The sequence below is a fragment of the Bacillus sp. FSL K6-1218 genome (assembly GCF_038006445.1).
Lineage (GTDB): Bacteria > Bacillota > Bacilli > Bacillales > Bacillaceae_G > Bacillus_A > Bacillus_A thuringiensis_S.
Genome location: NZ_JBBOVE010000001.1, coordinates 1,107,069 through 1,127,236, shown reverse-complemented (window position 1 = coordinate 1,127,236; position 20,168 = coordinate 1,107,069). Strand labels below are relative to the sequence as shown.

The following is a 20,168-nucleotide window of genomic DNA, read 5'->3' as shown; positions in this document are numbered from 1 at the left end:
GCTCTAAAAACGATGCGCTACTTCTTTTTTAATTCGAAATCAATTTCACATACATCCCTCTCACCGCTTTTTCATAAGCAATATCACTCATCTGTCTTATGTTTTCTGACACAACAGATGCTGGAATAACTTCATCTTCACGAAGTAACGGCGGATCAATAAGACGCACTTTATTTTTCTGATGTAAATCATAATCGTTTCTATCTTCTTTTACTTTTACATTTGGATGAACTTTGCTTAATAAAGCTTCTACTTCGGGGTCATTACATTGCTGCAATTTTGAAATAAGCTCATCATCTTCAAGAAGAAAATCATCTGCATGAATAATCCTTTTATGAAGAGCTACCTTTATCGTTTTCGCTAACATATCATTTCCGTAAATATTCATTGGTTCCATAAAGAAATCGATTACTTCTTTGTAATACGTTTCTGTAAACCATTCAACTATTTCGATACTTTGAAGAACCATTTTCCCCTCTACTTCGATGACATCCTCTAAAAAACTATGAACTTCTTCTAAAGAAATATACCCATATGTATACATATCTCGTAACGTATAATCCACTCGATCTGCGCATAATTCGGGCGCTGACCTTTCCAGTAACGTCCACTTCGAATCATCTAATAAAATATCTTCATAGTTATAACCATGCTTCACAAGGATCGCTGGAATTTCTGAATTTTTCACAACAGAGCTAATATCTCTTCATGGTAACTTTCATCTTCATTATCAAAAACGTAATCAATTACGTGTGAAAAAGCAGTATGCGATACGTCATGCAGTAAACCAGCGATCTGTTCTTCTACTGAACCACCTAGTTTTTTAACTAATAACATAACACCAACTGAATGATCAAAGCGCGTTACATTCCATTTCTCGTTCATTAAGTAACTTGCGCCTGCTTGATGAATTCCCTTTAGTCTTTGCATAGGCTTACTTAAAATTAATTCTTCTAGCACTACATCCACTTCAAATTCTCCGTATAGTACATCTGATATGATCACTTACAATCCCCCTTTATTTTAATCGAGTCTTATAATCGTATCTCTTTTATGAAATTAGCACCAACATAAATATTTATTGTTATTTGTTTTTATTGAAAAAAATAGAGAGCCATCAGCTCTCTATTTCATAACCCCTATTCAAACGTAACTTCTACCTGCACAATCTCCGACCTACTACCAAGTCTAAGCGGGGGTCCCCAAAATCCAAATCCAGAAGAAACAATCGCGTGGAACGCGCCTTTTTGTGCGTATCCCCAGTCTAGCTCGTACATTCTTCTCGTTACAATATGATTGGGCGCCATTTGTCCACGGTGCGTATGACCGGATAATAATAAATCTACACCTGCCGCTGCTGCTTGTTTCAACTCAAATGGCTGGTGATCCATTGCGATAACAGGCATCGTTTTATCTACCGTACTCATTAATTGTTCAAAGCTTTGGCGATCTCGCTCTGTTTTATCTCTTCTTCCAACGAGATAAAAGTCATCTTCAATTGTAATCACTTCATCTAAAAGAATACGAATATCAATCTTATCCATCTCTTGTAAAAACTCTGGAACCGCTCTGCCGTAGTATTCATGGTTTCCTAAAACGCCATATACGCCTAATGGTGCTTTCATTTGTTTCATGATTGGTCCCATATTCTTTTGAATGAACACACCTGGATGATCATCGATAATATCACCTGGCAGTAAAATAATATCAGGTTCCATCTCATTTACATGACGAACAAGTCTTTTTAAATGCGAAACGCCAGACAGTTTACCGAAATGCATATCAGAAGCCATCGCAATGCGTAAACTTTTACGCCCCTCTACCTTTTTCGGTATGTGCACCTCGTACTTTCTTACTACTGGGCTATATGCATTAAATACTCCGTACGCAAAGATAAAGATAAATGCAGCTATCACAGCCGCTCCTGTCCAAATAATTGCCGCTTCTTTCTCCACTGAAAACTGTAAAAGAAAGACCATAATATCAGCTAATGGCAACAACATAAGCGCATATTGTATGACCGCAAACCAAATCGAACCTATCGTTCGCAGAAATGGTAAAAACTTAAACACTTGCACGAGAATGTACGCATATGAAATAAATGCAACTATAAAAGCATAATATCCCCAAGATTCCCAGCCAAATACCGCATGAAGCCAAACCCATCCGTTCCAGCCGATGTAAAACATAAGTAGTGTGTATATAATTAATATGGTAAATATATTGAGATAACGAAGATTCTTCACAGCCAGCCTCCTTATTGCTTTCTTCTATTATAACTTGTTATGCACTTATAGCGTAAATATTAAGCACTTCGCTCATCATAGTAAAAACCTATAGTTGTTAGACTTGTATCTAACAACTATAGGCACCATTTATATCAACATTGTTTTTACAAATGCTCTTTATAAAAACTTGTTAATTTTTCAACTGCAATTCTTACTGGTTCTGGTTGGTCGTATAAATCGTAATGACTCGCACCTTCCACAACAAGTAAATCCTTTTTCTCTGAAGCTGCTTTCTCATAAAGCTCATGACCATCTTTATAAGAACCAAATGCACCTTGCTTACTGCCGACAATAATTTGCAGCGGCTGCGTTAATAACGTATCTGCTAAATGGAACGCATCAAAACCGATTACCGATCCCATACTCGTAAAGTTTAACTTATTTGGCGAGTTCAAACTTTGACCTCGCGGCGTTGTGTAATACTCAACTGCTTCTACAATATCTATATCGGTCATACCCGCTGCTACTAACTCTTCCTGATTTTTAGGAATCCAATTTGTAATCATTTCCTCTGCTCCGCGTGCTTCAGCAGTACGTTGTTTACCAATTGCCTCTAACACACCAATCGGGTTAGACTCACGATTTAAACGACCGATATTTGCACCAACAACTGTACCAACCGCTTTAATGCGGCGCTCTGTCATCGCAGCATTTACCGCATAACCACCACCTGCACAAACACCTAACACACCGATACGTTCTTCATCTATATAAGGAAGAGTAGTTAAATAATCTACTGCTGAGCGAATATCCTCAACTCGCGCAGCTGGCTCTTCAATATATCTCGGTGTACCTGCACTTTCACCTTGATATGACGCATCAAACGCAAGCGTGACATATCCTTGTTCCGCTAACTTCTCGGCATACAATCCTGCTGTTTGATCTTTACAGCTACTACCTGGATGCACACAAACAATCGCTGGATTTTGTTTCTTTTCCTCAGCACCTTCAGGAATGTTCAAAATACCTGCAACTTGTAAACCTCTTGCATAAAATCTTATATTTTCCTTCGTAACTGCCATATATAAAACCACCCTTATCTTATTATTATTTTTACACTTGTGAGAGTTATTACTCGCGTGTATATTTATAATAAAATGAGTAGAACCTTGTTTCAATGACCACATTTACGCATTTGGGTGATAATACACACATAAAGAAATATGTGTATCAACAACGGAGGAACACGATATGGAGAAAATCGATAGAAGAATTATAAAATCACAAAACGCCATTCAATCGGCATTTATAGAAATGTTAATTACAGATGGATTTGATGAAATTACAGTTAAAAACATTACCGAAAAAGCAAACATCGGAAGAAAAACGTTTTACTTACACTATCTAGATAAGTACAATTTATTAGATAAAATTGTGGACGATCATTTAGACCAATTAAAAGAAATATGCTACGAGAAGCAAAACAAAGAATTTATAGAAGGAACAATCATATGGTTTGAATACTTCAAAGAACACAAACCATTTTTCGCGGCACTATTTAGAAGTAACAGCACCTTATCATTTCAAAAAAAATTACTAACTTTCATCATGGGTGAAATAGAGAAAAAATTAAATACAGACACATCAGTAAATAAAAACATCGATAAACATATCGTCTTAAAATTTTTAGGAACAGCTGTAATGGGCATTTTAGAGTCTTACGTGTTGGATGAAATTGATAGTGATGTTGCGTTTGTTGCGACGCAAGTTGGAGAATTGATTAGGAGGAATATATAAAATGAAACTTTAATCAGTGGGGATTTATTCATCCCCCACCTAACTTCTTTGCTTTCGATGCATTTTGAGGTGGGGGTCTTACTGCCCAGCAAATAGCGGGATAAAATAAAACCGCATCAATTTTCTTAATAAGGATTGATAAAATGCTATTATCTTTATCCTTCAAAACTCATCTATGCAATTATGCATAACCATCCATTCCGTTTTATTTTCATGTTACGATATAAATGTAATACGACATATATCGACAAAGATAAAAGGAAGTGATTGTATGAAACGTTCTAAAACATACTTAAAATATTTAGCATTATCCGCTGTTTTTGCTAGTAGTGCTATAACTCTTTCAACACCTGCTGCTTACGCTCAAACGACGTCACAAGTTGTAACAGATATCGGGCAAAATGCAAAAACACATACGAGCTATAATACATTTAATAATGATCAAGCTGATAATATGACAATGTCTTTAAAGGTAACTTTTATCGATGACCCAAGCGCTGATAAACAGATTGCCGTTATTAATACAACTGGTAGTTTTCTAAAAGCAAATCCTACTATAAGTGATGCACCTATTGATAACTACCCAATCCCTGGCGCTAGTGCAACATTACGTTATCCTTCACAATATGATGTTGCATTTAACCTTCAAGATAACAGCGCTCGTTTCTTTAACGTAGCACCTACAAATGCTGTAGAAGAAACGACTGTAACATCTAGCGTATCTTATCAACTTGGTGGCTCTGTTAAAGCTTCTGCAACGCCAAATGGACCTAGCGGTGAAGCAGGTGCAACTGGCCAAGTAACTTGGTCTGACTCTGTAAGCTATAAACAAACTAGTTATAAAACAAATTTAATTGACCAAACAAATAAAAACGTAAAATGGAACGTATTCTTTAACGGATATAACAATCAAAACTGGGGTATTTACACACGTGATTCCTACCATTCTTTATACGGAAACCAACTGTTTATGTACTCTCGCACATACCTATATGAATCTGATGCAAAAGGTAATTTAATACCGATGGATCAACTTCCCGCATTAACAAATAGTGGATTCTCTCCTGGTATGATTGCTGTTGTTATCTCTGAAAAAAATACAGATCAATCTAACTTACAGGTCGCTTATACAAAACACGCCGACGACTACCAACTTCGTCCAGGCTACACATTCGGAACTGCAAACTGGGTTGGAAACAACGTAAAAGACGTTGATCAAAAAACATTTAATAAATTGTTCACACTAGATTGGAAGAATAAGAAATTAGTAGAGAAAAAAATAAAGAAAACCGAACCGCCACTTAGATGACGGTTCGGTTTTTATTTAAATTACAAAATCCTCTGGAATAAACACTTTCACTTCTTTCGGCTGTACGTATACGAAATCACCCGCTTGAATGTTCAGCTGCTTGAACTGTTCTTTCGTAATTTCTGCTTCTAAATATTCATCTGTTCCGTCTCGTTTTAATTCTACATATACGATAGGTCCGACTGCGTGAGAATAAGATACTTTTGCCGGGATTGCATCTATGCTTTGTTTCGTACGAGAGATTGATAAGTCATGTGGCCTTACGTAGGCTATTCCGTCTACGTTGGAAACGTGCTTATGCTCTGGTGCTTCTAGTTCGATAGATCCTACATTTAGCTTTCCTTTATGAACGCGGCCGTGAAATAAATTTACATTTCCTAAAAAGTCATATACAAACGGACTTGCTGGGTTTTCATATACTTCTTCCGGTGTTCCCATTTGTTCAATGCAGCCCTCATTCATTACAACGATGCGGTCTGCAACGTCTAACGCTTCTTCTTGATCATGCGTTACGAATACGCTCGTAATTTGAAATTCGTCATGTAATTTTCGGAGCCATCTGCGTAATTCTTTTCTCACCTTTGCATCAAGTGCACCGAACGGTTCATCGAGTAATAAAATTTTCGGTTCGACTGCAAGTGCCCGTGCTAGTGCAATACGTTGACGTTGTCCACCAGATAATTGCGCTGGATAACGTTTAGCAAAGCCATCCATTTTTACGAGCTTTAATAATTCTGTTACCTTTTCTTCTATCGCTTCTGCTGACGGTCTTAAGCTTTTCTTTCTTACTTTTAAACCGAAAGCGACATTCTCAAATACATTCATATGCTTAAAGAGCGCATAGTGCTGGAAGACGAAACCGACTTGCCTGTTTTTCACGTGAATGTCTGTTAAATCTTCTCCATCAAATGAAACAGAGCCTCCATCCGCTTCTTCTAATCCTGCAATAATGCGTAATAACGTCGTTTTCCCAGAACCAGACGGGCCTAATAAGGCAACAAGTTCACCTTTTGGAATATCCAAATGAATGTCTGTTAGTGCTTGAAATGTACCATATTGCTTTGATACACCTTGAATTTGAATACTCACCGTAATCCCCCTTATTGTCGTTTTTCCATTCGCCATTCAATCCAGTTTTTTATAATGAGTGTAAACACTGCAATTAATGACATTAACGTCGCTACTGCAAATGCTGCTGAAAATTGATATTCATTGTACAAAATTTCAATATGGAGTGGCATCGTATTCGTAATACCGCGCACGTGACCTGATACGACAGAAACGGCTCCAAATTCACCGATAGCACGGGCATTACATAGAATCATGCCGTATAAAAGACCCCATTTTATATTTGGAAGCGTAACGCGCCAAAACATTTTCCAGCCACTTGCGCCAAGTGATAAAGCTGCCTCTTCTTCACTTTTCCCTTGCGCCTGCATAATGGGAATTAATTCACGTGCAACGAACGGGAAGGTTACAAAGATTGTTGCGATAATAATGCCTGGTACAGAGAAAATGAGTTTCACTCCATGTTCAAGTAACCATTCGCCAAGAGCACCCCTCGGTGTGAAAAGTAAAACGAATACTAATCCTGCGATAACTGGTGACACAGCAAACGGCAGTTCAATAAGAGAGAGTAATACTTGTTTTCCTTTAAACTGAAACTTTGTAATAAGCCACGCGGCCGCTACCCCAAATATCGTATTAAGCGGCACAACGATTAACGCAACGAGAAGCGTTAATCTAATTGCTGAAAATGCTTCTTGATCTGTAATAGCGGCAATGTATACATCCATTCCTCTTTCAAAGGCTTTTAGAAAAATAGTTATGAGTGGCAGTAATAGAAAGAGAGATAAAAATAAAACTGTAATCGTAATTAATACGCCTGGTACAAGCTTAGATTCTTTTTTAGCTGATACGCTTTTTACTATGTTCTTTTCTAATAATGTTGGTTCCATTTTCTCTCCTCCTATTCACTTTTTAGTTCATGCCTTCTACTCCAGCTTTGAATCATATTAATAAGAAGAAGGAAAAGGAGAGAAATAATAAGCATCACGGTCGCTACAGCTGTTGCCCCCGCATAGTCATATTGTTCTAGTTTCGTCATAATCATCAGTGGTGCAATTTCTGTTTTCATCGGCATATTACCTGCGATGAAAACGACAGATCCGTATTCTCCTAATGCTCTTGCAAATGCAAGTGAAAAACCGGCAAGAAGAGCGGGAAAGATTTCTGGTAAAATGATTTTCACAAATATTTGCAAGCGGGATGCACCTAAACTCGAAGCCGCCTCTTCTACTTCTTTATCAATATTTTGCAGCACTGGTTGCACCATTCGAACGACAAATGGTAAACCGATAAAAGTAAGCGCAACGATAATTCCGAGTGGTGTAAAAGCTACTTTTATATGAAACAGACTAAATATTTTCCCAATCCATCCATTTTCCGCATAAAGCGTTGTAAGTGTAATACCAGCTACAGCTGTCGGAAGTGCAAACGGTAAATCAATGAGTCCATCTAATAGTCGTTTCCCTGGAAATTTGTAGCGTACGAGCACCCAAGCTATTAATAAACCGAAAATGGCATTTACAATAGCAGCTGCAAATGAAGTTGTAAAACTAACTTGATAGGAATGCAACACACGCTCGTTCGTTATAACCCCAGCGAACTTCTTCCAACCTAACTGTGAAGTTTGAATAAATACGATAGAAAGTGGTATAAGTACGAATAAACTCATGTACAACATTGTAAATCCAAGAGATAATCCAAACCCTGGTAAAACACGTTTCTTCCTCATCCTCTTTCACCTCATCCCCCTTTAGCAGCGTTCATTATTTTTGATAAATTTTATCGAATACGCCGCCGTCATTAAAGTGTTTCTCTTGTGCTTTTTTCCAACCACCAAATAGTTCATCTACTGTAAATAATTGAACTTTCGGAAATTGGGATGCATATTTTTCGGCTACTTTTTCATTACGCGGACGATAAAAGTTTTTCGCCGCAATTTCCTGTCCTTTTTCTGAGTACAAATATTCAAGATACCCTTCTGCTACTTTTTTCGTTCCTTTTTTATCAACGACTTTATCTACAACCGCTACTGGTGGTTCTGCAAGTACACTAATAGAAGGGGTTACAATTTCAAATTTATCTTTTCCAAGCTCTTTTTGAGATAATAACGCTTCATTTTCCCACGCGATTAATACGTCTCCAATTCCTTTTTCAACAAATGTTGTCGTTGCTCCGCGCGCTCCTGAATCTAATACTTCTACGTTTTTATAAATTTGGCTAACAAACTCTTTCGCCTTATCTTCACTATTATTATATTTTTTCAGTGCGTATCCCCACGCCGCTAAATAGTTCCAACGTGCCCCGCCTGATGTTTTCGGGTTTGGTGTAATGACAGACACACCTTTTTTCGTTAAATCATCCCAGTCTTTAATGCCTTTCGGGTTTCCTTTTCGAACAAGAAATACAATTGTTGACGTGTATGGAGTGGAATTATTCGCAAGTCGCTTCTGCCAATCTTCTGCTAGTTGTTTTTTCTTGCTAATGGCATCAATATCATAAGCAAGTGCTAGTGTAACAACGTCTGCTTCTAAACCATCAATAACAGATCGCGCCTGGCTTCCAGATCCCCCGTGTGATTGTTTTACATTTACTGTTTGCCCGTGCTTCTCTTTCCAATACTTCGCAAAATCTTTATTGAAATCTTGATATAACTCCCTCGTTGGATCATAAGAAACATTTAAAAGCTCAACTGTTTTTTTATCTCCACTTCCTTCAGAATTACTAGTGGATGTTGCCGAACCACACCCTGATAAAAGTACAACTGCTGATAATAAAACACCTGTACTTTTCATAAACGCTGTCTTGCCCCACTTTTTCATCGTTAAGCCCCCTTAGTTTATACAATAGAAAAAGGCACACAATATATTCACAAATGTGAACATTGTGCGCCTTCAGTTTATCTGATTAGCTTCTAATGTATTGTATTCGATTTCTTTTCATTTTAATTCTGTAATTCATATGTGTCAACTTGGAATTTGAATTTTCTTACTAAACTAAAATATTGGCATACTTTGAGCCCAATGATTTTTCAAATCAGCAAATTCTTTTGGTAACTTACTATTTTCATTCCATTCTAATTTATATGCATTTACTAACACCGTAGCCATTGATTCACGGTTCATTACTCCATTTGGATTAAACTTACCGTTCTTATCACTTTCAGAGTTCATTTCATCCATAATGTCATAAATAAAATATTGCACCCGCCGTAAGCGTTAATTCCTTCTGTTCTACGTATATCTCCTCCTTGTTGGTCATATGAAGGTTTAAATATATGGCACCACCACTTAATCAATACACAAAAAATGAGGCAACCACCTTCAAAGATGGTTGCCTCATTTTTACACTTGCATCGCTTTCTCTCTCAATGCTCTTCTTAACAACTTACCAGTCGTATTCTTCGGTAATTCTATTAAAAACTCAATGCTTTTCGGCACTTTATATTTCGCTAAATGTAACGCACAGTAATGCATTAGTTCTTCTTCTGTTACGTTTGCTTGCTTCAAAACGACGTACGCTCGCACAGCTTCTCCTAAGTTTTCATCAGGAACACCGATTACAACAACTTCCGCTACTGATTCGTGCGTATATAATACTTCTTCTACTTCACGAGGGTATACGTTATAACCGCCAACTAAGACGATATCTTTTTTACGATCAACGATATAGAAGTAACCTTCTTCATCCATTTTCGCCAAGTCACCTGTATATAGCCAGCCGTCTTTCAATGTCGCAGCTGTATCTTCTGGTGCATTATAGTATCCTTTCATAACGTTAGGTCCGCGAACGATTAATTCGCCGACTGCGCCGACAGGTACTTCTTCCCCAAGTTCATTTACAATTTTATTTTCTACATGCCAAATATTTGTGCCAATTGATCCTGGTTTCCGAGGACGATCTAGCGGATTGAAACAAGTAACTGGTGATGCTTCTGATAAACCGTATCCTTCTGAAACAATAACGTTAAAACGTTTTTCAAAGTTTTGCAGAAGAGCAACAGGCATCGATGCACCACCGGAAATACAAAGACGAAGCGTCTTCACATCTTCTGCGCTTGCTTCTTCAAATAAATATAAATAATTGTACATCGTCGGTACGCCAGCAAAGATCGTTGGTTCGTACGTACGACAAATACGGAATACTTCTTTCGGACTAAATTTCGGTAACATTAAAATCGTTGCCCCGTTCACAATCGGTGCATTTACCGCAACTGTTAAACAGAATACATGGAACATTGGCAGTGCCGCAACGACGCGATCGTCAGCAGTAAATTGTAAATAAGACGCAACATCATTCGCATTACTATATAAATTTTTATGTGTGAGCATAGCGCCTTTCGGTTTTCCAGTTGTACCTGAAGTGTATAGGATAACCGCTACATCCTCTTCATCTAGTTCAGGGCCTTCGTATTGTAAATCTCCAGCCCCCACAAAACTAGTAAACGTTTTCATTTTTTCGGTTTCTGTATGGTTAAAATCTGATGAGGTTTCGCATATGATGATGTTTTCTAATGAAGGAAGTCTTGTTGTAAGAGATTGTATAACAGGTAGAAGGACGTCGAGTACGATGATTGTTTTTACATCTCCATTTTGTAAAATATAATGCATTTCATCTGCTGTATAAATTGGATTAACTGGAATAACAGTTGCTCCGGCTTTCATTGTTCCGTATAAACCGACCAAAAAATGTGGTGAGTTCCCAACAACTAATGCGACATTGTCCCCTTTTCCAATGCCCATTTCTGCTAAATTGCTAGAAAACCTTGTGACCATTTTGTTTAATTGGTCATATGAGACCGACTGATCCATAAATATATAAGCCGGTTTATCCCCCTTCTTTTTTGCCGTTTCAGCTAAAGATTGAACGAGATTCACAAAAACCCCACCTTTATAAAATTTAGAATATTTAAAAATTCTAAATTAATTATATTAAAAGAAAATTAAAGTGGCAAGTGATATTCTATTAACTGCATATAGACAGATCACCTACTCTTAGTTTACTTTGGAAGAATAAGGGGATTTTGTTTGCAAGTAATTTATGGCATTAGACCAAAAATCATTTTAGGATAATATGCACTCATCTTTTCTTTAAGTTTATCAAGTTCTTCTTTATTTAACGTCGTATACTCTCCAAACAAGTTAAGAGCATCCGCTCCATCTTCATGAAAATACACCGTAACATATAATGTCGGTAACCCTGTATTGTCTTCATCTATTGATAAGACGACATCTGGTGTTTTATTAACAGTGCTGAATGTTTCATTTCTTTTCCACTTCTTATTTTGAAACATGTCTTGTATATCATGTATCTTTCGTTTGTTATCTGTATGCGTAAAATATATAACATTATCCTCAGCCGGTTTTCCGATAGACAAAATTGTACGACTTGAGGGCGATCCACTGTTACACGCTGTCATTCCGATGACAAAGCTGAGTAATAATACAACGTACATTACCCTTTTCATATCAATCCGCCTCCTTTTGAATATATATATTCCTTTATAAGAGGCAGATGTCCTGTGATTTTATGTTTTTTGGTAAATGAAATTATATGAGCGATTTTTCAATTATATCAGCGCAACTCGGTTTATATCAGCGATTCTCCAAATATATCAGCGCAACTCAATTTATATCGGCGATTTTTCAGTTATATCGACTTACCGACAAAACCTGACAATCTACGCAAAAAGAAAGAGGCTGCCCATTATGGCAACCTCCCTTATTTTTAGAAGAATAAATGTAAGAAATCTTCTGTTGTAATGTTACCGAAGTAGCGTGCGATATCTACGCCTTCTAAAGCTGCAGTGAATGCATCTTTATCGAACTGAACGCCTGTTAGACGCTCTTCGATATCATGAACATCTAGTGAACCGAAGAAGTCGCCGTAAACTTTACATTCTGTTACTGTTCCTTTTTTCACTTCAAGACGAACGTCAACTTGTCCAACTGGGAAGCGGTGTGAATGTTGTAAGTTGAACTTCGGTGATTTTCCGTAGTTCCAGTCCCAATTTTGGTAGCGCTCTTCAGAAAGTTTGTGGATTTCTTTCCAATCTTCTTCTGTTAATTCGTACGTTGGAATTTCTGTTTCCCCTTCGAAAATTGTTTCTAGAAGAAGTTGTCTAAACTCTTCTGTCGTCATTTCTTCGTTTAGGAACTCTGTAATGTTCGCAACGCGGCTACGGATTGATTTAATACCTTTTGATTGAATCTTATCCATTTTTACTTTTAACGCTGATACGACGTGATCGATTTCAGAGTCAAATAGTAACGTACCGTGGCTGAACATACGACCTTTCGTTGAGAACTGCGCGTTACCTGAAATTTTTCTACCTTCAGCTAAAATGTCGTTACGACCACTTAGTTCTGCATTTACACCTAATTTACCAAGCGCTTTCGTTACAGGCTCTGTGAATTTTTTGAAGTTGCTGAAACTGTCTCCATCATCTTTCGTAATAAAACTGAAGTTTAAGTTTCCTAAATCATGATATACTGCGCCTCCACCTGATAGACGACGAACGACATGAATACCTTTTTCTTTTACGTAATCTGCATTAATTTCTTCTACTGTGTTTTGGTTTTTACCAATGATAATCGAAGGCTCATTAATGTAAAACAGTAAATATGTTTCGTTAATATCTAAATTCTTCACACAATATTCTTCGATTGCTAAGTTTATTCTAGGATCTGTAATTCCTTTATTATCAATAAATAACATCGTATCACCTCATGAGTTCCATACGTAACCACTATGCGCTAGCGTAATATGGCCACTGAAAATTTGTTTTGCTTCTGTTACTAAATCAGATGGGTTGCCTGTATGTGGTAAGTGCGTTAATAAAAGTTCTTTTACATTCGCATCTTTCGCAATACTTGCTACTTCTGTACTATTCATATGCCCTGCTTTTGCAGCCTCTTGATGTGCATACATATTACACTCACAAATGAAAAGATCAGCATCTTTCGTGAATGGAATGAATTCAGGAATATAACTGGTATCAGCGCTGTATACTACAGCATCATCGCCAGCTGTAATACGCATCGCAAAGCATGTAACAGGATGAACAGTTTTTAAGAACGAAATCGAGAATGGTCCAACTTGAAGTGTTTCTTCTGGGTTGTACGCGATTCCTTTCGTATGTGGTTCATGTGTTAAAGAATGGAATCCATTCTCGTCAAACGTATGACCGTATATTGGTAATTCCGGTAGTTGCCTTGTTGTCGCACTCGTAATTAATCTCGCATATTGCAATACCCCAATGTCCGCAACATGATCGTGATGATAGTGTGACAGTACAACTGCATCTATATCAGATGGTGTTATATATTTTTGAAGCTGTGCTAGTACACCACTACCACAGTCTACAAGTAAACGAAAACCATCGTGTTCAAACAAATACCCCGACGTTGCTTCTCCCGCTTCTGGAAAGCCGCCCCAAAAGCCGACAACAGTCATTTTCATATGTATCCATCCTTTCTAAAACCGAGTAGGAATGCAGTTTTTCTCCGTACTTGAGAAAGTTTTTTACTTACATCCTACATTGTTAACTATAATCCATTTCCTAAACTTTTTCATTAATTTTCAATTTTGTTATAAAACAGTTGTTGACTTTTATTTTTTGTACTAATACAATGATAGTAAGAAATGGAAATGGAGGGATTGACATGATTGATCAACCAATGGAGTTTTTCAGAAATTTACCGACGAAAACTTGTGCGCACTGCGGGAAAGAAATTGATGAGCAACACGAAGCATACCATAACAAATGTGACGATTGCGTTCACGAAGAATAGTAGTTTGTGAACATAAAAAAACCTAGCAGACATAGTCTACTAGGCTAATAACATCTTATCCTTCATCGTTGAACCTTTCACCAAGAGCTCCAGTTCAAACTCATACAATTCTTTTTTTCGATAATTTTTCGTATGGATTTTATCCATCATCAGGTCGACAACTTTTCGGGCCATTTCATCAATTGGCTGTTCAATTGTCGTAATACCTGGTTCTGTAATCTGCGATAATATTTGATTATCAAAACCGATAACAGCGAGATCATCTGGAATGCTCCAGTTATGGTGCTTCGCCTCTGAGATAATTCCAGCTGCTACCTCATCGCCTCCTGCCAAAATCGCGGTAGGATTTTTTTTGTCCTTTAATACTTCATGGAATATTCGTTTTCCATCCTCCCAAGAGAAAGCGTTTTCAAGAAAATCAATCGCTTCTACTTGGCGGCTCTTCTCAGTTATTGCACGTAAAAAGCCCATTTTTCGCTGCTGGCTAACTAATTTGGTTTCGTTACCACGACAAAAAATAAGATTACGATACCCTTGATCTAACACATGCTTCGCAGCTATGTATGCTCCTTGCGCATGATCAAACTTCACTGTTGGAATATTTGCTTCCTCAATATATTCATTACATAACACGATTGGACCGTGCTGTAAGTATGGCTCTACATCTTCCCACGGATTTTCTAGTGAACATAGAATAATCCCATCTACTTGTTTCGTAGATAATAATTGTAAATACTCCATCTCTTTTTCCGGTAAATATCTTGTTTGACAAATAATCAGTTTATATTTATGTTCAGAAGCAGCAATCTCGATTGCTTCAATAAATCTACTGAAGAAAGGATTTGTAATCCTTGGAACTAGCACCGCAATTGTTTCCGTTTTTTGTTTACGAAGCCTTCTCGCCGCAGAATTAGGAACGAAGCCTAAATGCTTCATTGCTAATTGAACCCTTTTTTTCTTCTCATCTGAAACATATGGATGATTATTAATCACCCTAGAAACCGTTGTCCTTGATAACCCCGCTAATTTCGCCACGTCCTCTATAGTCGACACGAAATTCTCCCCCTTTGCATGAAAACGTTTTCTTAAATTGATTATATAGTATATTATTGGAAACTGCAATATCGGTTGTTATGATTTTACTATATTAATATTATACATAGGAAAAAGTCTGTTAATGCAGGGGCAATATACTACTTTTAGAAATTTACGTTATGTACATTCCTTTTCTTAATACCATATATCCTTTATTCAATATAAAACCCCATCAATACGTCATCTCCATATGATCCATCTTCATACTTTATTTGCTTTCGTTGTCTCCCTTCTTCTACAAAACCCATACGTTTGTACACTTTAATTGCCCGATCATTAACAGAAACTACACCTAAGCAAATTTTCTCTAAACCTTTCTGCCCTTTAGCCCAACTAATAAGAAATTCAATTAATTTCGTGCCGATGCCTTGATTACAATACGCCTCTTTAATCCCCATTCCCATTGTGCCTGCGTGTTGTAACCGTTCTAGTTCATATCGGTTGAAAAGTAAAAAGCCAACTACCTTCCTATCTACTTCATACACGATATAGAGATTACCTTTCTCATTGCTTTTCCGTATCTTTTCTCTTTCTGCATTACTATCATTCGGTAACTTCTTTGGGGATACTATGAAAAATTTTGTAGTAGTTTCCGATAATATAATTTCTTTTCTAATATTCATAATTGCTTCTGCATCAGTCTCTTTTACTAACCGTATCATTGAATCACCTCGTACTTTTTCTTTTTAAAAATAATATTAAAACTATAAAACGTCCAATATGCAATATTACATATTGAGAATCTTTTTACTCTTGATACAATATTCATAAATCAAAATAAAAGGAATGTATGGAATGAACCCAATCTTAACAGCTGCAAAACAACTATTACATAAAGAAGAAAAAATTTTATCTACTTTAAAATGTTCACTTACTGGCTATATGATTACGCATAAAGTCCCGTATCCTGGCATGTTACTTGCTACTAATAGAAGACTTCTCTTTTTTAGCCAATATAAAAACACATTCATTGCCGAATTTGATTATGAAAAAATTCTATCCATAGAAACGAAGAGAAGAATCTTTGACAAAAAAATAATATTTTATTATGAAGATGAATATATAACGCTTGGATACATTACAAGTTCGAATGTTGAAGCGTTCATAGACTTACTACAAAGAAACAGCAAGACTAGCACAGGCTTATAATCAGCGGGGATCCCCTCGCTGATTCATTATTTTAACTCCTCCCACTTCGTCCAAACTTCTCTCCCGTTTATACGGTACATATTATCCTCTCTATCCATAAACCTATGTACAATAAATTCACGTCTAATTGTACAAAAATCATCATGATATTGTTTTATAAATGTATTAATTTCTTTTTCTGTATATTGATTTTCAGCATTTAACTTGCTAACTAAATGCTCTATTAATACTAGTTTTTTCTTCTTTTGACCTGGAATCGATTTTAAACGATCCTCTTTATCGAAAAAGTTACGAATGGTCGTATCACGGAATTTCATTTCACTTTCAGTCATTTTGTTGTCCTCCATCGGTTTTTATGCTATAAAACTTTATTATTTGTCCTTACTATTCTTCTTCATTCTTTTACTTATAACATCCATAAAATAATATCCGCTAATTAGCACATAGTAAACTAAAAGTATTCCTAGTGCATCTTTCATATTTATATATTTTTCTTTATGAAACAAGATAGGTGAAAGGGCGTAAACAAGAAAGATGATTAGCGGATTTAAGATAAAATAAAAAGTAAGATTTCCTTTCATCATATCAACTCCTCTATTCTAGTTTTCTCTGTAAATTGTTGTAATTCCTTTTCTTTCGTCTCTATAGCTTTTAAAAAGGTTCATATATAAACTACAGAAAAGACCCCCTACATTAAAATAAAAAAGCACCGAAAAGGTGCTTTTTTCTACGCTTCAATCGATTGATTTTCCGCAATATTTCTAAATTGTCGTTTGTGCATCCAAGTTAAGGCTGCAATTGTTCCAAGCGATAATACAACGATGAAAATCATGAGTACTCCTACGTTTTGCCACATGAAATTAAAGTCTCCACTTGATACGACTGCTTTCAATCCTGATACAGAGTACGTCATCGGTAACCAAGCATTGAATGGTTGTAAAAACTTCGGAATCAATTCTAGCGGGAATGTTCCAGCACTTGTTGTAAGCTGAATAATTAATGTGATGATGGCGATGAAACGCCCTGCATCACCAAATGCTGTTACTAAACATTGAATTAATGCGATAAACGCTAAACTTGTAACGATGCTAAAGAGTATGAAATACGGAATACTTTGTACTTCCACACCTAATCCGAATAGTAATATCACATCTGCTACTATCGCTTGAATAATACCGACTGATAGTAACACGCCAAACTTACTAATAAACCAACTAAATCCTGATTTCGGAACGCCAACTGTATCACGTAATGGATAAACAATTGATAATAATAATGCCCCAACAAATAAACCGAGTGATAAGAAGTACGGTGTAAACCCAGTTCCGTAGTTAGGAACTTCCGCCATTTTCTCCGTCTTCACTTTTACAGGACTTGCAAACATATCATACGTTTTATCTGTTCCTTTTACTTCACCAGTTTTTTCTGCTCCCTCGCCAAGTTTCTCAGCAAGTTCACCTGAACCATCGTTTACTTTTACAAGACCATCTGTTACTTTTCCAGATCCATCTGCTAGTTTATTTACGCCGTCGATTAGCTGGGTTGAGCCTGTTGACATTTTATTTAGACCACCATTTAGAGTACCTAAGCCAGTTGTTACTTGATTAGATCCATCTGCTAATTGATTTACTCCACCTGCCATTTGGTTTGCTCCTACAGATAATGTTCCTAAACCGCCTGTTACTTGGCTTGAGCCATCTGCTAATTGATTTACTCCACCTGCCATTTGGTTTGCTCCTGCAGATAATGTTCCTAAACCGCCTGTTACTTGGCTTGAGCCATTTGCTAATTGATTTACACCACCTGCCATTTGATTTGCTCCTGCAGATAATTGACCTAATCCAGCTGTCACTTTTCCAGAGCCGCTTTGTAATTGCGCTACTCCATCAATTAATTGAACTGATCCATCTTTTAATTTATCAGCACCTATTTTTGCATTATCTAATCCCTCACCAAATCCATGAAACTTACTAACAAATTCATTTTGTGCGTTCGTTAGTTTCGCAATACCACCCGCTAGTATTTTCACCCCTGCTGGATTTGGTAATTCGTTTTGCAATCCATTTGTTTTTTGATTTATTTCACCTTTTAATTGTTTAACTTCTTCATTTAATTTATTTGTTCCACCTGCTACTCCGGTAGCCTTCTGCTGAACTGTCGCTGTACTTTTTACGGCACTTGTTATGAATGGTTGTAACTGCTCTTGATATTCTTTTGGTAAACTTTCAATTTGCTTTTGTAAATTCGCTACATCTTGCGTTGCAGTTTTGGCATCTCCTGCTGTTGATTGCGTGAGTTCATTTAACTGATTTACATTCGCCCCAGCTCCATCTATTTTTTCATTTACTGTATTCAATATAGAAGGAACTTTCGACTGCATTTCCTCTAAGTCCGCAGCAGACTTTTGTACGTTACTATTTAAATCTTGCAATCCCTTTTGGATCGCTTGAGAACCTTCCTCTAATTGACTTTGCCCTTCAACAAGTTTTCCCATACCATTTGATAGATCAGTTGTTCCTGTTTTTAATTCACCGGATTTACTTACTAATTTGTTCAAACCACCGGTCACTTTCTCAGATCCATCATGTAATTCACCAATTCCTTTTTGCATTTCACCCGTTTTGCTATTTAACGTATTTAAACCGTCTGTTACTTTTCCAGATCCATCTATTAATTTTCCGATACCTGTCTGCATCTCACCTGTTTTACTATTTAACGTATTTAAACCGTTCGTTACTTTTCCAGATCCGTCTACTAATTTCCCTATACCTATCTGCATTTCACCTGTTTTGCTATTTAGCGTATTTAAACCATTTGTTACTTTGCCTGACCCATCTACTAATTTATTAGATCCATCTGCTAATTTCTGAGCTCCATCCTTCATCTCTCCAGACTTCCCTTGAAGTGTATGAAGGCCATCCGTCACTTTACTTGAACCATCATGCAGCTCACTTGATCCGTCGTGTAGTTTATTTGCTCCTTCCGCCCCATCTGCTAATCCTTTTGAGACGTCTTGAATGGAATCAAACATTTTCTCTGCATATGTTTTCGTTAACGTACTTGCTACTTCACCTTTAATTTTTTCAATGGCTGTTCCTCCAATTTGTGAAGATAAGAAGTTTAAACTTTCGTTTGGAATGTACTCTAAGTTTAATGGCTTTGGATTGTCTTTTAGTAACGTTGTAGCGTTACTTGAGAAGTCATCTGGAATGCGCACTAACATGTAATACTTTCTACCTTCCATTCCTTTCTTTGCTTCTTTTTCACTTACGAACTCCCATTTAAAACTTTTATTATCTTTTAAATTATCAACGAGCCCTTTTCCGACCTCAATTGGTTTCCCATCAAATACTGCGCCTTTATCTAAATTGACTACTGCAACTGGTAAGTCATCTAACTGCTTATACGGATCCCAAAAGGCCCACAAAAACATCCCTGCATATAAAATCGGTACGAATAAGACCGCAATAATTGGAATTAATATTTTTTTATTTTTTATAATTTCCGTGAACTCTTTCCGAAGTAACTGATTCCCTTTCATAATTTCTCCCCCTTTTATAAAATGACCAAAATGTTCATATAGTCATTTTTACCCAAACAAAAAGGCTATACTTGTTCATACATATGCCTTATCCCCGAATTTATTACTATGCAACTTTTTCTCATTATGATTATAATTTTTCTATACCCCTCCTTAACTTAAATATATGACCATATTGTTCATTCGGTCAT

20 protein-coding genes and 1 pseudogene are annotated in these 20,168 nt (G+C 36.7%); 4 read left to right on the top strand and 17 right to left on the bottom strand.

Translation table 11 applies throughout. The features are described 5' to 3' along the window. Window positions 1-28 precede the first annotated feature (28 nt). From MHI26_RS05875 to MHI26_RS05865, 3 genes and pseudogenes are all read right to left on the bottom strand, one after another. Window positions 29-1,005: pseudogene (locus MHI26_RS05875) on the bottom strand (HD domain-containing protein). A 134-nt stretch (window positions 1,006-1,139) separates the two neighbouring features. Then, window positions 1,140-2,246, bottom strand: a complete 1,107-nt coding sequence (locus tag MHI26_RS05870; protein WP_061666661.1) for a metallophosphoesterase — start codon at window positions 2,244-2,246, stop codon at window positions 1,140-1,142. A 146-nt stretch (window positions 2,247-2,392) separates the two neighbouring features. Continuing rightward, window positions 2,393-3,310, bottom strand: a complete 918-nt coding sequence (locus MHI26_RS05865) for an alpha/beta hydrolase (protein WP_061666660.1) — start codon at window positions 3,308-3,310, stop codon at window positions 2,393-2,395. 169 nt (window positions 3,311-3,479) lie between these two features. Between MHI26_RS05865 and MHI26_RS05860 the strand changes: the two genes are divergently transcribed. Further along, on the top strand, window positions 3,480-4,025 hold the full coding sequence (locus MHI26_RS05860) for a TetR/AcrR family transcriptional regulator (RefSeq protein WP_000410998.1): 546 nt from the start codon (window positions 3,480-3,482) through the stop codon (window positions 4,023-4,025). A 271-nt stretch (window positions 4,026-4,296) separates the two neighbouring features. Then, window positions 4,297-5,334, top strand: coding sequence for a beta-channel forming cytolysin CytK2 (gene cytK2, locus MHI26_RS05855; RefSeq protein ID WP_000830635.1), 1,038 nt, complete (start codon window positions 4,297-4,299; stop codon window positions 5,332-5,334). Between the two features lie 15 nt (window positions 5,335-5,349). Here the strand turns inward: cytK2 and MHI26_RS05850 are convergent, their stop codons facing one another. From MHI26_RS05850 to MHI26_RS05810, 9 genes are all read right to left on the bottom strand, one after another. Next, the gene (locus MHI26_RS05850) at window positions 5,350-6,423 is read right to left on the bottom strand and encodes a sulfate/molybdate ABC transporter ATP-binding protein (RefSeq protein ID WP_061666659.1); all 1,074 of its coding nucleotides are present in this window, start codon (window positions 6,421-6,423) and stop codon (window positions 5,350-5,352) included. A gap of 11 nt (window positions 6,424-6,434) precedes the next feature. Continuing rightward, window positions 6,435-7,292: a sulfate ABC transporter permease subunit CysW gene (gene cysW, locus MHI26_RS05845; RefSeq protein ID WP_000433838.1), complete on the bottom strand. Its 858-nt coding sequence runs from the start codon at window positions 7,290-7,292 to the stop codon at window positions 6,435-6,437. 11 nt (window positions 7,293-7,303) lie between these two features. Continuing rightward, window positions 7,304-8,131 (bottom strand): sulfate ABC transporter permease subunit CysT, encoded by an 828-nt coding sequence (gene cysT, locus MHI26_RS05840; RefSeq protein WP_001227879.1) that lies wholly within the window; start codon window positions 8,129-8,131, stop codon window positions 7,304-7,306. Window positions 8,132-8,165: 34 nt separating this feature from the next. After that, a complete protein-coding gene (locus tag MHI26_RS05835; protein WP_000758702.1) occupies window positions 8,166-9,221 on the bottom strand; it encodes a sulfate ABC transporter substrate-binding protein in 1,056 nt (351 codons plus the stop codon). 174 nt (window positions 9,222-9,395) lie between these two features. Then, entirely contained in the window at window positions 9,396-9,572 is a 177-nt protein-coding gene (locus MHI26_RS05830; protein ID WP_042973218.1) for a hypothetical protein, read from the bottom strand. Window positions 9,573-9,743: 171 nt separating this feature from the next. Continuing rightward, entirely contained in the window at window positions 9,744-11,276 is a 1,533-nt protein-coding gene (locus MHI26_RS05825) for a fatty acid--CoA ligase family protein (protein WP_001055170.1), read from the bottom strand. Window positions 11,277-11,437: 161 nt separating this feature from the next. Next, entirely contained in the window at window positions 11,438-11,866 is a 429-nt protein-coding gene (locus tag MHI26_RS05820; protein ID WP_061666658.1) for a hypothetical protein, read from the bottom strand. A 260-nt stretch (window positions 11,867-12,126) separates the two neighbouring features. Then, entirely contained in the window at window positions 12,127-13,116 is a 990-nt protein-coding gene (locus MHI26_RS05815) for a lipoate--protein ligase (RefSeq protein ID WP_061666657.1), read from the bottom strand. A 9-nt stretch (window positions 13,117-13,125) separates the two neighbouring features. Beyond that, window positions 13,126-13,860 carry an MBL fold metallo-hydrolase gene (locus MHI26_RS05810; RefSeq protein WP_061666656.1) on the bottom strand — a complete coding sequence of 245 codons (735 nt, stop codon included), beginning with the start codon at window positions 13,858-13,860 and terminating at the stop codon, window positions 13,126-13,128. A gap of 203 nt (window positions 13,861-14,063) precedes the next feature. On the opposite strand from MHI26_RS05810, the gene yhfH reads away from it, so the two are divergent. Next, on the top strand, window positions 14,064-14,192 hold the full coding sequence (gene yhfH, locus MHI26_RS05805; RefSeq protein WP_000567010.1) for a protein YhfH: 129 nt from the start codon (window positions 14,064-14,066) through the stop codon (window positions 14,190-14,192). A gap of 39 nt (window positions 14,193-14,231) precedes the next feature. Here the strand turns inward: yhfH and MHI26_RS05800 are convergent, their stop codons facing one another. After that, window positions 14,232-15,245: a LacI family DNA-binding transcriptional regulator gene (locus MHI26_RS05800; RefSeq protein WP_000103709.1), complete on the bottom strand. Its 1,014-nt coding sequence runs from the start codon at window positions 15,243-15,245 to the stop codon at window positions 14,232-14,234. A gap of 194 nt (window positions 15,246-15,439) precedes the next feature. Then, window positions 15,440-15,949 (bottom strand): GNAT family N-acetyltransferase, encoded by a 510-nt coding sequence (locus MHI26_RS05795; protein WP_000620472.1) that lies wholly within the window; start codon window positions 15,947-15,949, stop codon window positions 15,440-15,442. Window positions 15,950-16,082: 133 nt separating this feature from the next. Here MHI26_RS05795 and MHI26_RS05790 point away from each other — a divergent pair, with 133 nt between their 5' ends. Beyond that, window positions 16,083-16,436 (top strand): PH domain-containing protein, encoded by a 354-nt coding sequence (locus tag MHI26_RS05790; protein WP_001068221.1) that lies wholly within the window; start codon window positions 16,083-16,085, stop codon window positions 16,434-16,436. A 26-nt stretch (window positions 16,437-16,462) separates the two neighbouring features. Here MHI26_RS05790 and MHI26_RS05785 read toward each other — a convergent pair whose 3' ends face one another. The 3 genes from MHI26_RS05785 to MHI26_RS05775 form a co-directional block, all read right to left on the bottom strand. Next, window positions 16,463-16,768 (bottom strand): DUF2087 domain-containing protein, encoded by a 306-nt coding sequence (locus MHI26_RS05785; protein WP_000140285.1) that lies wholly within the window; start codon window positions 16,766-16,768, stop codon window positions 16,463-16,465. A 39-nt stretch (window positions 16,769-16,807) separates the two neighbouring features. Next, a complete protein-coding gene (locus tag MHI26_RS05780) occupies window positions 16,808-17,020 on the bottom strand; it encodes a hypothetical protein (protein ID WP_042972352.1) in 213 nt (70 codons plus the stop codon). 143 nt (window positions 17,021-17,163) lie between these two features. After that, window positions 17,164-19,977 (bottom strand): YhgE/Pip domain-containing protein, encoded by a 2,814-nt coding sequence (locus MHI26_RS05775; RefSeq protein WP_000678066.1) that lies wholly within the window; start codon window positions 19,975-19,977, stop codon window positions 17,164-17,166. Between the last annotated feature and the right edge of the window lie 191 nt (window positions 19,978-20,168).